The 15,009-nt window shown below is 62.6% G+C and carries 13 protein-coding genes; 11 read left to right on the top strand and 2 right to left on the bottom strand.

Annotation, left to right across the window (positions count from 1 at the left end):
* Positions 1 to 1,068: a 23S rRNA (cytidine(2498)-2'-O)-methyltransferase RlmM gene (rlmM, locus tag JFY56_RS09100; protein ID WP_208313295.1), complete on the bottom strand. Its 1,068-nt coding sequence runs from the start codon at positions 1,066 to 1,068 to the stop codon at positions 1 to 3.
* A 189-nt stretch (positions 1,069 to 1,257) separates the two neighbouring features.
* Here rlmM and acnA point away from each other — a divergent pair, with 189 nt between their 5' ends.
* Complete coding sequence (gene acnA / locus JFY56_RS09105; protein ID WP_208313297.1) at positions 1,258 to 3,987, top strand: aconitate hydratase AcnA; 2,730 nt, start codon at positions 1,258 to 1,260, stop codon at positions 3,985 to 3,987.
* A gap of 136 nt (positions 3,988 to 4,123) precedes the next feature.
* A complete protein-coding gene (locus tag JFY56_RS09110) occupies positions 4,124 to 5,689 on the top strand; it encodes a methyl-accepting chemotaxis protein (RefSeq protein ID WP_208313299.1) in 1,566 nt (521 codons plus the stop codon).
* 38 nt (positions 5,690 to 5,727) lie between these two features.
* On the opposite strand, the gene JFY56_RS09115 is transcribed toward JFY56_RS09110, so the two are convergent.
* Positions 5,728 to 6,393 carry an alpha/beta family hydrolase gene (locus JFY56_RS09115; protein WP_408004397.1) on the bottom strand — a complete coding sequence of 222 codons (666 nt, stop codon included), beginning with the start codon at positions 6,391 to 6,393 and terminating at the stop codon, positions 5,728 to 5,730.
* 151 nt (positions 6,394 to 6,544) lie between these two features.
* Here JFY56_RS09115 and ccoN (JFY56_RS09120) point away from each other — a divergent pair, with 151 nt between their 5' ends.
* From ccoN (JFY56_RS09120) to ccoG, 9 genes are all read left to right on the top strand, one after another.
* Positions 6,545 to 7,969: a cytochrome-c oxidase, cbb3-type subunit I gene (gene ccoN / locus JFY56_RS09120; RefSeq protein WP_208313303.1), complete on the top strand. Its 1,425-nt coding sequence runs from the start codon at positions 6,545 to 6,547 to the stop codon at positions 7,967 to 7,969.
* Between the two features lie 11 nt (positions 7,970 to 7,980).
* The gene (ccoO, locus tag JFY56_RS09125; protein WP_208313304.1) at positions 7,981 to 8,589 is read left to right on the top strand and encodes a cytochrome-c oxidase, cbb3-type subunit II; all 609 of its coding nucleotides are present in this window, start codon (positions 7,981 to 7,983) and stop codon (positions 8,587 to 8,589) included.
* A gap of 5 nt (positions 8,590 to 8,594) precedes the next feature.
* Complete coding sequence (locus JFY56_RS09130) at positions 8,595 to 8,786, top strand: cbb3-type cytochrome oxidase subunit 3 (RefSeq protein WP_208313306.1); 192 nt, start codon at positions 8,595 to 8,597, stop codon at positions 8,784 to 8,786.
* A complete protein-coding gene (ccoP, locus tag JFY56_RS09135; RefSeq protein ID WP_208313308.1) occupies positions 8,783 to 9,709 on the top strand; it encodes a cytochrome-c oxidase, cbb3-type subunit III in 927 nt (308 codons plus the stop codon). The genes JFY56_RS09130 and ccoP (JFY56_RS09135) overlap by 4 nt, the downstream gene beginning before the upstream one ends.
* A 339-nt stretch (positions 9,710 to 10,048) precedes the next feature.
* Complete coding sequence (gene ccoN / locus JFY56_RS09140) at positions 10,049 to 11,491, top strand: cytochrome-c oxidase, cbb3-type subunit I (RefSeq protein ID WP_208313310.1); 1,443 nt, start codon at positions 10,049 to 10,051, stop codon at positions 11,489 to 11,491.
* A complete protein-coding gene (gene ccoO, locus JFY56_RS09145; protein ID WP_208313312.1) occupies positions 11,491 to 12,099 on the top strand; it encodes a cytochrome-c oxidase, cbb3-type subunit II in 609 nt (202 codons plus the stop codon). Before ccoN (JFY56_RS09140) ends, ccoO (JFY56_RS09145) begins: the two co-directional genes overlap by 1 nt.
* Before the next feature lie 5 nt (positions 12,100 to 12,104).
* Positions 12,105 to 12,296 (top strand): cbb3-type cytochrome oxidase subunit 3, encoded by a 192-nt coding sequence (locus tag JFY56_RS09150; RefSeq protein WP_208313314.1) that lies wholly within the window; start codon positions 12,105 to 12,107, stop codon positions 12,294 to 12,296.
* The gene (gene ccoP, locus JFY56_RS09155) at positions 12,293 to 13,264 is read left to right on the top strand and encodes a cytochrome-c oxidase, cbb3-type subunit III (RefSeq protein WP_208313316.1); all 972 of its coding nucleotides are present in this window, start codon (positions 12,293 to 12,295) and stop codon (positions 13,262 to 13,264) included. The genes JFY56_RS09150 and ccoP (JFY56_RS09155) overlap by 4 nt, the downstream gene beginning before the upstream one ends.
* A 218-nt stretch (positions 13,265 to 13,482) precedes the next feature.
* Positions 13,483 to 14,898 (top strand): cytochrome c oxidase accessory protein CcoG, encoded by a 1,416-nt coding sequence (ccoG, locus tag JFY56_RS09160; protein WP_208313318.1) that lies wholly within the window; start codon positions 13,483 to 13,485, stop codon positions 14,896 to 14,898.
* Positions 14,899 to 15,009 lie beyond the last annotated feature (111 nt).

The raw sequence follows: 15,009 nt of genomic DNA on the forward strand, positions 1-15,009 counted from the left end.
CTAGCGCTCCCCCCGCTCCAGCCGGCGCAGGTGGCAGGTCACTTCCTCGCGGTCGTGGTAGAGCTGCTTGCAGCCGATGGCCACGCGCAGGCCCTGGCTGCGGAAGCTGTCCTCCAGCCGGTCGAGAATCTTGCGCACTTCGGCGTAGCGCTGCTTCATCGGCAGCTTGAGGTTGACCACCGCCTCGCGGCACAGGCCTTCGCCGATCCAGGTTTCGATCAGCGAGCCGGTACGTGCCGGTTTCTCGACGATGTCGCAGACCATCCAGTCGACCATCTGCCGCGGGCGGAACTGGTAGCCGTCCACGCGCTGGTGATCGACCAGTCCGGAATAGATGAGGTTTTCCGCCATCGGGCCGTTGTCCACGGCGATCACCCGCATCTCGCGGTTGACCAGTTGCCAGGTCCAGCCGCCCGGAGCGGCGCCGAGGTCGACGGCGAGCATGTTCGGCGCCAGGCGTTTGTCCCAGTCGGCGCGCGGAATGAAGTGGTGCCAGGCCTCTTCCAGCTTGAGGGTCGAGCGGCTCGGCGCCTCGCGGGGGAATTTCAGGCGCGGGATGCCCATCGGCCACATGGCGCTGTTGCGCGGCTCGGCCAGGCCGACGAATACCTCGCGGCCGGAACGGAAGGTCAGCAGCAGGCGCGGCAAGCTGGGGTCTTCGCGCAGCTTGCCGGCCTTGACCAGCGCGGAGCGCAGCGGCTTTTCGAACTTGCGGCAGAAGGTCGACAGCTCCTTGCCATCGTTGGTGTCGAAGACTTCCAGCCACAGGCTGCCGCAGACCGGATAGGGAGCCAGATGTTCGAGCAGGACGCCGATGCGGTCCTGCTCCGGCAGCTCGACGAAGCCTGAGCCGCGTGCCCACTGGCGCGGGAAGATCAGGTCGGCGAAGCGCAGGCGATGCATCAGGCGATCAGCGCCATCCGCGTCCTGGCAGATGAATTCGGCATAGGCAGTCGACGGCCGGGCCTTGGCGTAACCGGCGACGTCCAGACGTGCAGCGTGTTCGGACAGTTCGGCGCAAACCTCGTTCTCGAAGCCGGGCCGGCAATGCAGTAGCAGGGTATTCATCGGGGTGTCTCCTCGGCCGCGCACTATAGTCGCTGCAGGCTCCGGTTTCACATTTATATACCTGCCCGCCGGGCTACCGGTCGCGCCAGTGAAGATGGCAACAGCCCGCTGGGAGGTCTAGCTTGAGTGTTCCGGAGTCTTTCCACGCGGCCCGCATTGCCGTGGGCCGTGCAGCCTGAGGAGAACGTCATGCCCTCCGTGGATAGCCTGAACTGCCTGCGCACCCTCGATGTCGCCGGCAAGACCTATCACTACTACAGCCTGCCGGAAGCGGCGAAGAGCCTGGGGGACCTGGGCAAGCTGCCGATGTCGCTGAAAGTCCTGCTGGAAAACCTGTTGCGCTGGGAGGACAACCACACCGTCAACGGCGATGACCTCAAGGCACTCGCCGCCTGGCTCAGGGAGCGCAGCTCCGAACGCGAGATCCAGTACCGCCCGGCGCGCGTGCTGATGCAGGACTTCACCGGCGTGCCGGCGGTGGTCGACCTCGCCGCCATGCGCGACGCCATGGCCAAGGCCGGCGGCGATCCGCAGCGGATCAACCCGCTATCCCCCGTCGACCTGGTGATCGACCATTCGGTGATGGTCGACCGCTTCGCCAGTCCGGGAGCCTTCGCCGAGAACGTCGAGATCGAGATGCAGCGCAACGGCGAGCGTTACGCCTTCCTGCGCTGGGGCCAGAGCGCGTTCGACAACTTCAGCGTGGTGCCGCCGGGCACCGGCATCTGCCACCAGGTGAACCTGGAGTACCTCGCCCGTACGGTCTGGACCAAAGATGAGGATGGCCGCACCTACGCCTTCCCCGATACGCTGGTCGGCACCGATTCGCACACCACAATGATCAATGGCCTCGGCGTGCTCGGCTGGGGCGTCGGCGGCATCGAGGCGGAGGCGGCCATGCTCGGCCAGCCGGTGTCGATGCTGATTCCCGAGGTGATCGGCTTCAAGCTCACCGGCAAGCTGCACGAAGGCATCACCGCCACCGACCTGGTGCTCACCGTCACCCAGATGCTGCGCAAGAAAGGCGTGGTCGGGAAATTCGTCGAGTTCTACGGCGACGGCCTCGCCGACCTGCCGCTGGCCGACCGCGCCACCATCGCCAACATGGCGCCGGAATACGGCGCGACCTGCGGCTTCTTCCCGGTGGACGAGATCACCCTCGGCTACCTGCGCCTGTCCGGTCGCCCGGAGGAAACGGTCAAGCTGGTCGAGGCCTACAGCAAGGTCCAGGGCATGTGGCGCGAGAAGGGCCATGAACCGGCGTTCACCGACTCCCTGCACCTGGACATGGGCGACGTCGAAGCCAGCCTGGCCGGACCCAAGCGCCCGCAGGACCGCGTCGCGCTGGGCAGCGTCGCCAAGGCCTTCGACGACTTCCTCGGTGTGCAGGTGAAGCCCGTCAACGAGGTCAGCCGCATGCTCGACGAGGGCGGCGGTGGCGCGGCGGTCGGCGGCGGCCTGCCGACGGGCGAGATCGACTACCAGCATGAAGGCGAGACCTATCGGCTGAAGAACGGCGCCGTGGTGATCGCCGCCATCACTTCCTGCACCAACACCTCCAACCCCAGCGTGATGATGGCCGCCGGCCTGCTGGCGAAGAAGGCCGTGGAGAAGGGCCTGCAGCGCAAGCCCTGGGTGAAGAGTTCGCTGGCGCCGGGTTCGAAGGTGGTCACCGACTACTTCCGCGCCGCCGGCCTGACCCATTACCTCGATCTGCTGGGCTTCGATCTGGTCGGCTACGGCTGCACCACCTGCATCGGCAACTCCGGCCCGCTGCTCGAACCCATCGAGAAGGCCATCCAGCAGGCCGACCTGACCGTGGCGTCGGTGCTTTCCGGCAACCGCAACTTCGAGGGGCGCGTGCACCCGCTGGTGAAAACCAACTGGCTGGCTTCGCCGCCGCTGGTGGTGGCCTACGCGCTGGCCGGCAGCGTGCGCATCAACCTGGGCAAGGACCCGCTCGGCACCGGCAAGGATGGCAAGCCGGTGTACCTGAAGGACATCTGGCCGACCCAGAAGGAAATCGCCGAGGCGATCCAGAAGGTCGATACCGCGATGTTCCACAAGGAATACGCCGAGGTCTTCCAGGGCGACGACAAGTGGCGGGCGATCCAGGTGCCGCAGGCGAAGACCTACACCTGGCAGGCCGACTCCACCTATATCCAGCATCCGCCGTTCTTCGAGCACATCGCCGAGGCCCCGCCGGCGGTCGGCGACATCGTGCGGGCGCGGATTCTCGCGGTGCTCGGCGACTCGGTGACCACCGACCACATCTCCCCCGCCGGCAACATCAAGAAGGACAGCCCGGCCGGCCGCTACCTGAGCGAGCACGGCGTGGCCTATGCGGACTTCAACTCCTACGGCTCGCGGCGTGGCAACCATGAGGTGATGATGCGCGGCACCTTCGCCAACATCCGTATAAAGAACGAGATGCTCGGCGGCGAGGAAGGCGGCAACACCCTGCACATCCCCAGCGGCGAGAAGCTGGCGATCTACGACGCGGCCATGCGCTACCAGCAGGAAGGCACGCCGCTGGTGATCGTCGCCGGCAAGGAATACGGCACCGGCTCATCCCGCGACTGGGCGGCCAAGGGCACCAACCTGCTGGGAGTGAAGGCGGTGATCGCCGAGAGCTTCGAGCGCATCCACCGCTCCAACCTGGTGGGCATGGGTGTGCTGCCGCTGCAGTTCAGGGACGGCCAGGACCGCCATTCGCTGCAACTGACCGGCACGGAGGTGCTGAACATCCGCGGTCTGGACGGTGAGCTGAAACCGCACATGACGCTGACCGTGCAGGTGATCCACGACGGTCATACCCGTGACGACTTCGAGGTGCTGTGCCGCATCGACACGCTCAACGAGGTCGAGTACTTCAAGGCCGGCGGCATCCTGCACTACGTCCTGCGCAGCATGATCTGAGCCCCGCCCCTCCGGCTTCGGCCGGAGGGAGACTTTCCTGCGGCAACCTGTTCCATCGAATCCTGAATATCCACTCAACTTCCACGGGCATCTGCCGATACAGCGCCCATAAAGGCAGTTTCGTGGACCTCACCCCATGCGCAACAACCAACCTGTAACCCAACGCGAACGTACCTACCCGGCCGAACAGCGGCTGATCTCCACCACCGACAAGCGCGGCGTGATCAGTTACGCCAACGATGCCTTCATCGATATCAGCGGCTACAGCCGCGAGGAGCTTGTCGGCTCGCCGCACAACCTGGTGCGCCATCCCGACGTGCCGCCCGCCGTGTTCGCGCACATGTGGGCGACCCTGAAGAAAGGCCGTCCGTGGATGGGCATCGTCAAGAACCGCTGCCGCAACGGCGACCACTACTGGGTCAATGCCTACGTCACGCCAGTCTTCGAGCACGACGAGGTGGTCGGCTACGAGTCGGTGCGGGTTAAGCCGACCGAGGAGCAGATCCGCCGCGCCGAGGCGCTGTACCAGCGGCTGAATGCCGGCAAGCCGGCCATCGCCCGACGCGACCTCTGGGTGCCGGTGCTGCTCGACTGGCTGCCGTTCATCCTGATCAGCCAGATCGCCTTCCTCATCGGTGTGTGGCTGGGTTCCTACTGGGGCTTCATGCTCGCCGCCCTGCTTGCCATTCCGCTCGGCCTGGCCGGTCTCGGCTGGCAGCAGCGCGGACTGAAACGCCTGCTGCGCCTGGCCGAGCAGACCACTTCCGACCCGCTGATCGCGCGGATGTACACCGACAGCCGTGGCCCGCAAGCGCGCCTGGAGATGTCCATCCTCAGCCAGGAAGCGCGCCTGAAGACCTGCCTGACGCGCCTGCAGGACACCGCCGAATACCTTTCCGGACAAGCCCGCCAGGCTGACACCCTGGCCCACCAGAGTTCCACCGGGCTGGAGCGCCAGCGTCAGGAAACCGAGCTGGTCGCCACTGCGGTCAATGAAATGGCCGCCACCACCCAGGAAGTGGCGAACAACGTGCAGCGCACCGCCGACGCCACCCGCCAGGCCAACGACCTGGCCCGCCAGGGTCGCAACATCGCCGACGAAACCCGCGATGCGATCCAGCGGCTTTCCGCGTCGGTCGGCGAGACAGGCATGGCGGTCAGCCAACTGGCCCAGGACAGCAACGAGATCGGCGGCGTGGTCGATGTGATCAAGGGCATCGCCGACCAGACCAACCTGCTGGCACTGAACGCCGCCATCGAAGCGGCCCGCGCCGGCGAGATGGGCCGCGGCTTCGCCGTGGTGGCCGATGAGGTGCGTTCGCTGGCGCGGCGTACCGGGGAGTCCACCGAGCAGATCCACCAGTTGATCGCCAAGCTTCAGCAGACCGCGGAAGAAGCCGTGCGCGCCATGGAAATCGGCCGCCGACAGGCCGACGAGGGCGTGGAGCGCGTGCTGCAGGCCGACGATGCGCTGGTCGGCATCAGCGACGCCGTGGCCAATATCGCCGACATGACCACGCAGATCGCCGCCGCCGCGGAAGAACAGAGCGCGGTCGCCGAGGAGATCAACCGCAACATCAGCACCATCGCCCAGCTGGCCGACCAGACCTCTGGCGAAGCCCAGCGCACCGCCCTGCTGAGCGAAGAGCTGACCAGCACCGCGCACAGCCAGTACTCGCTGGTCGAGCGCTTCAACCGCTGAAGCACGCCCGGGCACCGTCAGCCGGTGCCCGCTCTCGTCTACGAGCCTGCTCGCAACCAGTTCGCGATCTTTTCCGCTGCGTTTTCGAGATGCTGGTCATGGGAGAAGCCGGAGGCCTTGAGGGGCTTCAGGTCGTGATCGCCGCTCTGCAGCCAGAACAACTCGATGGCGGGCGATAGCGAGTAGGTTTCCACGAGTTCACGGTTACCCATGGGATCGCGCTCGCCCTGAACGATCAGGGTTCGCGTCTTCAGTTCCGCCAGGTGCGCCACTCGCGGCTTTTCCGGCTTGCCGACTGCATGGAACGGATAGCCCAGGCACACCAGCGCCTCGGGCTGCAGCTCGTCCGCGAGCAGACTGGCCATCCGTCCACCCATGGACTTGCCACCAATCGCCAGCGGACCGGACACCTCTTCGCGCACCAGGCCGTACACCTCTCGCCAGCAATCGAGCAGTTGCTGCTGCGGATTTGGCGGTCGCTTGCGCCCATCGATCCGCCGCGCAGCCATGTAGGAAAATTCGAAGCGCACGACTTCGACCCCACGCTGCGCAAGATTCGCCGCGATCGACTCCATGAACGGGCTGTCCATTGGCGCCCCCGCCCCATGCGCCAGCAACAGCGTCGCACAGCAATTTTCCCGGGCTTGGTTCCTCAGGAGAGGCAAACCACCACATGTAGGGGCATTCCGAGTTTCTGAAGGCATTTGACCGTAGTCAATATTCCCGGACCTGCCTTTAACCATTCTCCACTCCGCTAGTTACGAAAAATTAGATCCAAACCCAAAGGGGAAGGCGGTGTCGCAAGATCCGGCCGGAATGGACCTAGCCAATAACCGTGGATGGAAACCCAATAGCATGAGCACAACCAATCAGACTGCTTATAACTATAAGGTGGTCCGCCAGTTCGCCATTATGACAGTGATCTGGGGAATCGTCGGCATGGCCGTCGGTGTCCTCATCGCTGCTCAGTTGGTCTGGCCAGACCTCAACCTCAACTTGCCGTGGACGAGCTTCGGTCGTCTGCGCCCGCTGCATACCAATGCGGTTATCTTTGCGTTCGGCGGCTGTGCGCTGTTCGCCTGCTCGTACTATTCGGTACAACGTACCTGCCAGACCCGGTTGTTCTCGGACGCCCTCGCCTCGTTCACCTTCTGGGGCTGGCAACTGATCATCCTGCTCGCAGCGATCAGTCTGCCGCTGGGCTACACCACCTCGAAGGAATACGCCGAGCTGGAATGGCCGATCGACATCCTGATCACCATCGTCTGGGTCTGCTATGCCATCGTCTTCTTCGGCACGCTGATCAAGCGCAAGACCAAGCACATCTACGTGGGCAACTGGTTCTTTGGCGCCTTCATCCTCACGGTCGCCATCCTGCACGTCGTCAACAGCATGGAAATCCCGGTCACCCTGACCAAGTCCTACTCGCTGTATGCCGGCGCTACCGACGCCATGGTCCAGTGGTGGTACGGCCACAACGCCGTGGGCTTCTTCCTGACCGCCGGCTTCCTCGGCATGATGTACTACTTCGTGCCGAAACAGGCCGAACGCCCGGTCTACTCCTATCGCCTGTCCATCGTCCACTTCTGGGCACTGATCGCTGTCTACATCTGGGCCGGCCCGCACCACCTGCACTACACCGCACTGCCGGACTGGGCCCAGTCCCTCGGCATGGTGATGTCGCTGGTCCTGCTGGCTCCGAGCTGGGGCGGCATGATCAACGGCATGATGACCCTCGCCGGCGCCTGGCATAAGCTGCGCACCGACCCGATCCTGCGCTTCCTGGTGGTCTCCCTGGCCTTCTACGGCATGTCCACCTTCGAAGGGCCGATGATGTCGATCAAGACCGTCAACGCCCTCTCCCACTACACCGACTGGACCATCGGCCACGTACACGCCGGCGCCCTCGGCTGGGTAGCCATGGTCTCCATCGGCTCGCTGTATCACCTGATTCCGAAGGTGTTCGGCCGCGAGCAGATGCACAGCGTCGGCCTGATCAACGTGCACTTCTGGCTGTCCACCATCGGCACCGTGCTGTACATCGCCTCCATGTGGGTCAACGGCATCGCCCAGGGCCTGATGTGGCGCGCAGTCAACACCGACGGCACCCTCACCTACTCCTTCGTCGAAGCGCTTGCAGCTGGCCACCCCGGCTTCATCGTGCGCCTGATCGGCGGGGCGATCTTCCTGCTGGGCATGTTCATCATGGCTTACAACACCTTCCGCACCGTCGGCGCCGCCAAGCCGGCTGAAATGCAATCTGCTGCGCAGATGGCCTGAGGAGACCGACCATGAAACATGAAGTACTCGAAAAGAACGTCGGTCTGCTGGCTCTGTGCATGGCCCTGGCAGTCAGTATCGGCGGCCTCACCCAGATCGTTCCGCTGTTCTTCCAGGACGTGACCACCAAACCGGTCGAAGGCATGAAGCCCTACACCGCACTGCAACTGGAAGGCCGCGACGTCTACATCCGCGAAGGTTGCTACAACTGCCACTCGCAGATGATCCGTCCGTTCCGCGCCGAAACCGAGCGCTACGGCCACTACTCCGTCGCCGGCGAGAGCGTGTGGGATCACCCCTTCCTGTGGGGCTCCAAGCGTACCGGTCCGGACCTCGCCCGCGTCGGTGGCCGCTACTCGGACGACTGGCAACGCGCCCACCTCTACAACCCGCGCAACGTGGTGCCCGAATCGAAGATGCCGGCTTACCCCTGGCTGGCCGAAAACACGCTCGACGGCAAGGACACCGCCAAGAAGCTGAGTGTGATGCGAACGATGGGTGTTCCCTACAGCGATGCGGACATCGCTGGAGCCAGTGATGCCGTCAAGGGCAAGACCGAGATGGACGCACTGGTCGCCTATCTGCAAGTCCTCGGCACATCCATCAAGAACAAGCGGTGACGAACTTGGATATCGGAACCATTCGCGGCTTCGGCACCCTTCTGGTGGCAGCCGCCTTCATCGGCGTCCTGCTCTGGGCTTACAACAGCAAGCGCAAGCAGCGCTTCGACGACGATGCGCTACTGCCATTCGCGGACGATCCGGTAGCCCGAAAGCACGTCGAGCAAGAACAAGCTTCTAGGAGCAACAAAGAATGACGACCTTCTGGAGTCTGTACATCACCGTATTGACCGTCGGCTCCCTCATCGCACTGCTGTGGCTGATCTTCGCCACACGCAGCGGGGAATCCGCCGGCAATACCGACAAGACCATGGGCCACTCCTTCGATGGCATCGAGGAGTACGACAATCCGCTGCCAAAATGGTGGTTCCTGCTGTTCATCGGCACCATCATCTTCGCGGCCGGCTACCTCGCGCTCTACCCCGGACTGGGAAACTGGAAAGGATTGCTGCCTGGTTACGATGGCTGGACTGGAGCCAAGCAGTGGGAGCATGAAGAGGCACTGGCCAAGGAGAAATATGGCCCCATCTTCGCCAAATATGCCGCCATGCCAATCGAAGATGTAGCCAAGGACCCGCAAGCCATGAAAATGGGTGAGCGTCTGTTCGCCAGCTACTGCTCCATCTGCCATGGCTCTGACGCCAAAGGCGCCAATGGCTTCCCCAATCTGACCGACTCGTACTGGCGCTGGGGCGGCGAGCCCGCCACCATCGAAACCACCATTCTGAACGGCCGCATGGCTGCGATGCCGGCGTGGGGAGACGTGCTTGGCAACCAGGGCGTGCATGACGTGGCCGCCTTCATCACCACCAAGCTCGACGGTCGCTCGTTGCCGGAAGGCGTGACTGACGAACAGGTCGAAAACGGTAGCAAGCTGTTCGCCACCACTTGCGTGGCATGTCATGGCCCGGAAGGCAAAGGCATGGCACTGATGGGCGCTCCGGACCTGACCCAGCCGTCCGCGTTCATTTATGGTTCTACTTTCGCCCAACTGCAGCAAACCATCCGTCATGGCCGCCAAGGCCAGATGCCAGCTCAGGAGCCTTACCTGGGCAAGGATAAGGTTCATATCCTCGCTGCTTACATCTACAACATCTCCGGACAAGCAACCGCCAGGTAATCCCCTCCCCTGCTCGCGCCCCACCGGGGCGCGAGCCCTTCCTCCGCGCGGCGAAGTGTCGCACCTCTGTCAGGCTTTTCCTTCACACTATTCCCAGCCACGTCTAAGCTGATTCCATTCGCAAAACAGCAATACGACTAACGCGACCCCCTTCTTTTCAGGTTCTTCATCGGTAATCGAGCCTATGCAAACAAGGCGACGACAGGAACCGAAAGCGCTCTGACTTGGGCGTCAAGCGGGCGCCAGGCAAGGCTTGGCGCGTTGCAATGGCTACCCGCTTTCTCCATACTTGCCGCCGCTTTTTTGTCCCTAAATATCCAAAAACCGTGGAACCTTAGAATGAGCACAGCAATCAGTCCGACTGCTTATAACTATAAGGTTATCCGCCAGTTCGCCATAATGACGGTGGTCTGGGGGATACTTGGAATGGGGCTCGGTGTTTTCATCGCCTCACAGTTAGTGTGGCCCGAGCTCAACTTTGGCCTACCCTGGACCAGCTTCGGACGTCTGCGCCCGTTGCACACCAACCTGGTGATCTTCGCCTTCGGTGGTTGTGCCCTGTTCGCCACTTCCTACTACGTTGTCCAGCGCACCTGTCAGACTCGTCTGATTTCTGACAGCCTGGCTGCCTTCACCTTCTGGGGCTGGCAGGCAGTAATCGTTGCCGCAGGCATCACCCTTCCGCTGGGCTACACCAGCTCGAAGGAATATGCCGAACTGGAATGGCCGATCGACATTCTGCTGGCAGTGGTCTGGATCACTTACATGGTGGTGTTCTTCGGAACCATCGTTAAGCGCAAGACCAAGCACATCTATGTCGGTAACTGGTTCTACGGTGCCTTCATCGTTGTGACCGCCATGCTGCACATCGTCAACAGCATGGAAATCCCGGTCACCCTGTTCAAGTCCTACTCGCTGTATTCAGGCGCCACTGACGCCATGATCCAGTGGTGGTATGGCCACAACGCCGTAGGATTCTTCCTGACCACCGGCTTCCTCGGCATGATGTATTACTTCGTACCGAAGCAGGCCGAGCGTCCGATCTACTCCTATCGCCTGTCCATCGTGCACTTCTGGGCGCTGATCACCCTGTACATCTGGGCCGGCCCGCACCACCTGCACTACACCGCACTGCCGGACTGGGCCCAGTCCCTCGGCATGGCGATGTCGCTGATTCTGCTGGCTCCGAGCTGGGGTGGCATGATCAACGGCATGATGACCCTCTCCGGCGCCTGGCATAAGCTGCGTACCGACCCGATCCTGCGCTTCCTGGTGGTTTCCCTGGCCTTCTACGGCATGTCCACCTTCGAAGGCCCGATGATGGCGATCAAGACCGTCAACTCGCTGTCGCACTACACCGACTGGACCATCGGCCACGTACACGCCGGCGCTCTCGGCTGGGTAGCGATGATCTCCATCGGCTCGCTGTATCACCTGATTCCGAAGGTGTTCGGTCGCGAACAGATGCACAGCGTCGGCCTGATCAACGCCCACTTCTGGCTCGCCACCATCGGTACCGTGCTGTACATCGCCTCCATGTGGGTCAACGGCATTACCCAGGGCCTGATGTGGCGTGCAGTCAACACTGACGGCACCCTCACCTACTCCTTCGTCGAGGCTCTGCAGGCCAGCCACCCGGGCTTCATCGTCCGTGCGCTGGGTGGTGCCTTCTTCGCCACCGGCATGCTGCTGATGGCCTACAACACCTTCCGTACTGTGCGTGCATCCAAATCGGCTGATGCCGACCGCGCCGCTCAGATTCCTGCTGTAGGAGCACATTGATGAAGCACGAAGCAGTCGAGAAGAATATCGGCCTGCTGGCCTTCTTCATGGTTATCGCCGTGAGCATCGGCGGGCTTACCCAGATCGTCCCGCTGTTCTTCCAGGACGTGACCAACAAGCCGGTGGAAGGCATGAAGCCGCGCACCGCTCTGGAGCTTGAAGGACGCGATATCTACATCCGCGAAGGCTGCGTTGGCTGCCACTCGCAGATGATCCGTCCGTTCCGTGCCGAAACCGAGCGCTACGGCCACTACTCCGTCGCCGGTGAGAGCGTGTGGGATCACCCCTTCCTGTGGGGCTCCAAGCGTACCGGTCCGGACCTCGCCCGCGTTGGCGGCCGTTACTCCGACGACTGGCACCGTGCGCACCTCTACAACCCGCGCAACGTAGTGCCCGAGTCGAAGATGCCGGCCTACCCCTGGCTGGTTGAGCACAAGCTCGACGGCAAGGACACCGCCAAGAAGATGGAAGCGCTGCGCGCTCTCGGCGTGCCCTATACCGACGAAGATATCGCCGGTGCCCGTGATGCCGTCAAAGGCAAAACTGAGATGGATGCGATGGTCGCGTACCTGCAGGGCCTTGGCACCATCATCAAAAGCAAACGGTGAGTGTGATGGATATCGGGACCATTCGTGGCATCGGCACCGTCGTGGTGGTGGTGGCCTTTATCGGCGTACTGCTCTGGGCTTACAGCGGCAAGCGCAAGAAGAGCTTCGACGAAGCCACGATGCTGCCCTTCGCAGACGATCCCGAAGCCAAAAAGCACGTCGAGCAAGAGCAAGCTTCTAGGAGCAACAAAGAATGACAACCTTCTGGAGTCTGTACGTCACCGTACTCACCCTGGGCACAATCATCGCGCTGGCGTGGCTGCTGTTCGCCACCCGTCGTGGCCAGCGTCACGAAGCGACCGACGAAACCGTCGGCCATTCGTTCGATGGCATCGAGGAATACGACAACCCGCTGCCGAAGTGGTGGTTCATGCTGTTCGTGGCCACCTTCGTCTTCGCGATCGGTTACCTGGTCCTTTACCCGGGCCTTGGCAACTGGAAGGGCGTACTGCCGGGTTATTCCGAAGTCGGCGATGGCAAGCCCTTCGCCAACGGCGAGCCCGGCTGGACCGGCGTTCACCAGTGGGAAAAGGAAATGGCCAAGGCGGACGAGAAATACGGTCCGATCTTCGCCAAATTCGCAGCCATGCCCATTGAGGAAGTGGCCAAGGACCCGCAAGCGCTGAAGATGGGTGGCCGCCTGTTTGCCTCCAACTGCTCCGTTTGCCACGGTTCCGACGCCAAGGGCGCCTATGGCTTCCCGAACCTGGCCGATGCCGACTGGCGTTGGGGCGGCGCGACCGCAGAAATCAAGACCACCATCATGGCGGGCCGCCATGCCGCCATGCCGGCCTGGGGCGAAGCCTTGGGCGACCAGGGCGTGCACGATGTTGCCGCGTTCGTGACCACCAAACTCGACGGTCGCAAAACGCCTGAAGGCGTGACCGAAGAGCAGGTCGCCAACGGCCAGAAGCTCTTCTCGACCAACTGCGTGGCCTGCCACGGTCCGGAAGGCAAGGGCACTGCAGCCATGGGTGCGCCGAACCTGACCCACCCGCAAGGCTTCATCTACGGCTCGAGCTTCGCGCAGCTGCAGCAGACCATCCGCTACGGCCGCCAAGGCCAGATGCCGGCCCAGCAGGAGCGTCTTGGCAACGACCAGGTTCACCTGCTCGCCGCCTATGTCTACAGCCTGTCCCACGGCGAGGCCGAGAAGAGCGAATAACCCCGCCCTCTCGCTCCACAGCCAAAAGCAGAAACGGCGCCAGCTCCCACTGGCGCCGTTTTGTTTCAGGCCTCGGCAGTTCTGGCAAGCAGAACGCGACCAACAGTCGCACCGTTGCAGACAGTCCGAGGTCGTATCATTGTAGGGTGTGCATCATATTTCTGACTCTTGTCGGCAAGTACTGACAGAGCGCCCTCCCACCGCCGTGGTACGCACTGATGAGCAAACAGATCCCTGTCCGTGATGTCACTCCCTCCGCCAAGGGAAGCAGTGACACCGTCGACCTTTATGCCTCCCGAGAAAAAATCTATACCCGCGCCTTCACCGGATTCTTCCGAAATCTGAGGATGGCGGGGGGAGCCGTACTCTTCCTTCTATATTTCGGCACCGTCTGGCTGACCTGGAATGATCGCCAGGCCGTCTGGTGGAACCTGCCGGAGCGCAAGTTCTACATCTTTGGCGCCACATTCTGGCCCCAGGACTTCATCCTGCTTTCAGGCCTGCTGATCATCTCCGCATTCGGCCTGTTCTTCATCACGGTATTCGCCGGCCGTGTCTGGTGCGGCTACACCTGTCCGCAGAGCGTATGGACCTGGATCTTCATGTGGTGCGAGAAAGTCACGGAAGGTGACCGCAACCAGCGCATGAAACTGGACAAGGCCCCCATGAGCGGCGCGAAGCTTGCGCGCAAGGCGGCCAAGCACTCGCTGTGGCTGCTCATCGGCCTGGTCACCGGCCTGACGTTCGTCGGCTACTTCAGCCCGATCCGTGAACTGCTCACCGATCTCGTCACAGGGCAGGCCGATGGCTGGGCCTATTTCTGGGTCGGCTTCTTCACCCTTGCCACCTATGGCAACGCCGGCTGGCTGCGCGAGCAGGTGTGCATCTACATGTGCCCCTATGCGCGCTTCCAGAGCGTGATGTTCGACAAGGACACCCTGATCGTTTCCTACGACCCTCGCCGCGGCGAGCGACGCGGACCGCGCAAGAAAACTCTCGACTACAAGGCCCAGGGACTGGGTGACTGCATCGATTGCACCATGTGCGTACAGGTCTGCCCGACCGGCATCGACATTCGTGACGGCCTGCAGATCGAGTGCATCGGCTGTGCAGCCTGCATCGACGCCTGCGACAGCATCATGGACAAGATGAACTACCCCCGCGGGCTGATCAGCTACACCACCGAACACAACCTGTCCGGGCAGAAGACCCATCTCGTCCGCCCGAGGCTGATCGGCTATGCCATTGCCCTGACGGCGATGATCGGCGTGCTGATTACCGCATTGGTCATGCGCCCGCTGGTTGGCTTCGACGTGAGCAAGGACCGTGTCCTTTATCGGGAAAACGCCGAAGGCCGGATCGAGAACGTCTACAGCCTGAAGATCATGAACAAGGACCAGCGCGACCATACCTACGCTCTAAGCGCCAAGGGGCTGGACGGGCTCCGCCTCGAAAGCAAACAGGAGGTTCATGTAAGCGCAGGTGAAATCCTGAGCATGCCTGTGGAGCTGTCCATCGATCCGGAAAAGCTTCCCTCCACTACCAACGAGGTCACCTTCAGCGTTCAATCGCTCGATGCCCCAGGCATAAGCAAAGAGGCAACCAGTCGTTTCATTGGTCCCCGCACCCGCTGACTCGAGCCAGAAGACTGGCACCCCGTATCGCACACGGGGTGCCAGCAGCGCACAGACCACGTAAAATCCGCTCCCTGAGCAACGGACCTGCCAGGTCCGCAAGCATCCGCA

This window comes from Pseudomonas schmalbachii (genome assembly GCF_017589465.1).
GTDB lineage: Bacteria > Pseudomonadota > Gammaproteobacteria > Pseudomonadales > Pseudomonadaceae > Pseudomonas > Pseudomonas schmalbachii.

Excerpts from the sequence above, each read along its gene's own strand:
- rlmM (WP_208313295.1), bottom strand. The coding sequence starts at position 1,068 with ATGAATACCCTGCTACTGCATTGCCGGCCCGGCTTCGAGAACGAGGTT.
- acnA (WP_208313297.1), top strand. The coding sequence starts at position 1,258 with ATGCCCTCCGTGGATAGCCTGAACTGCCTGCGCACCCTCGATGTCGCC.
- JFY56_RS09110 (WP_208313299.1), top strand. The coding sequence starts at position 4,124 with ATGCGCAACAACCAACCTGTAACCCAACGCGAACGTACCTACCCGGCC.
- JFY56_RS09115 (WP_408004397.1), bottom strand. The coding sequence starts at position 6,393 with ATGCCTTCAGAAACTCGGAATGCCCCTACATGTGGTGGTTTGCCTCTC.
- ccoN (WP_208313303.1), top strand. The coding sequence starts at position 6,545 with ATGAGCACAACCAATCAGACTGCTTATAACTATAAGGTGGTCCGCCAG.
- ccoO (WP_208313304.1), top strand. The coding sequence starts at position 7,981 with ATGAAACATGAAGTACTCGAAAAGAACGTCGGTCTGCTGGCTCTGTGC.
- ccoP (WP_208313308.1), top strand. The coding sequence starts at position 8,783 with ATGACGACCTTCTGGAGTCTGTACATCACCGTATTGACCGTCGGCTCC.
- ccoN (WP_208313310.1), top strand. The coding sequence starts at position 10,049 with ATGAGCACAGCAATCAGTCCGACTGCTTATAACTATAAGGTTATCCGC.
- ccoO (WP_208313312.1), top strand. The coding sequence starts at position 11,491 with ATGAAGCACGAAGCAGTCGAGAAGAATATCGGCCTGCTGGCCTTCTTC.
- JFY56_RS09150 (WP_208313314.1), top strand. The coding sequence starts at position 12,105 with ATGGATATCGGGACCATTCGTGGCATCGGCACCGTCGTGGTGGTGGTG.
- ccoP (WP_208313316.1), top strand. The coding sequence starts at position 12,293 with ATGACAACCTTCTGGAGTCTGTACGTCACCGTACTCACCCTGGGCACA.
- ccoG (WP_208313318.1), top strand. The coding sequence starts at position 13,483 with ATGAGCAAACAGATCCCTGTCCGTGATGTCACTCCCTCCGCCAAGGGA.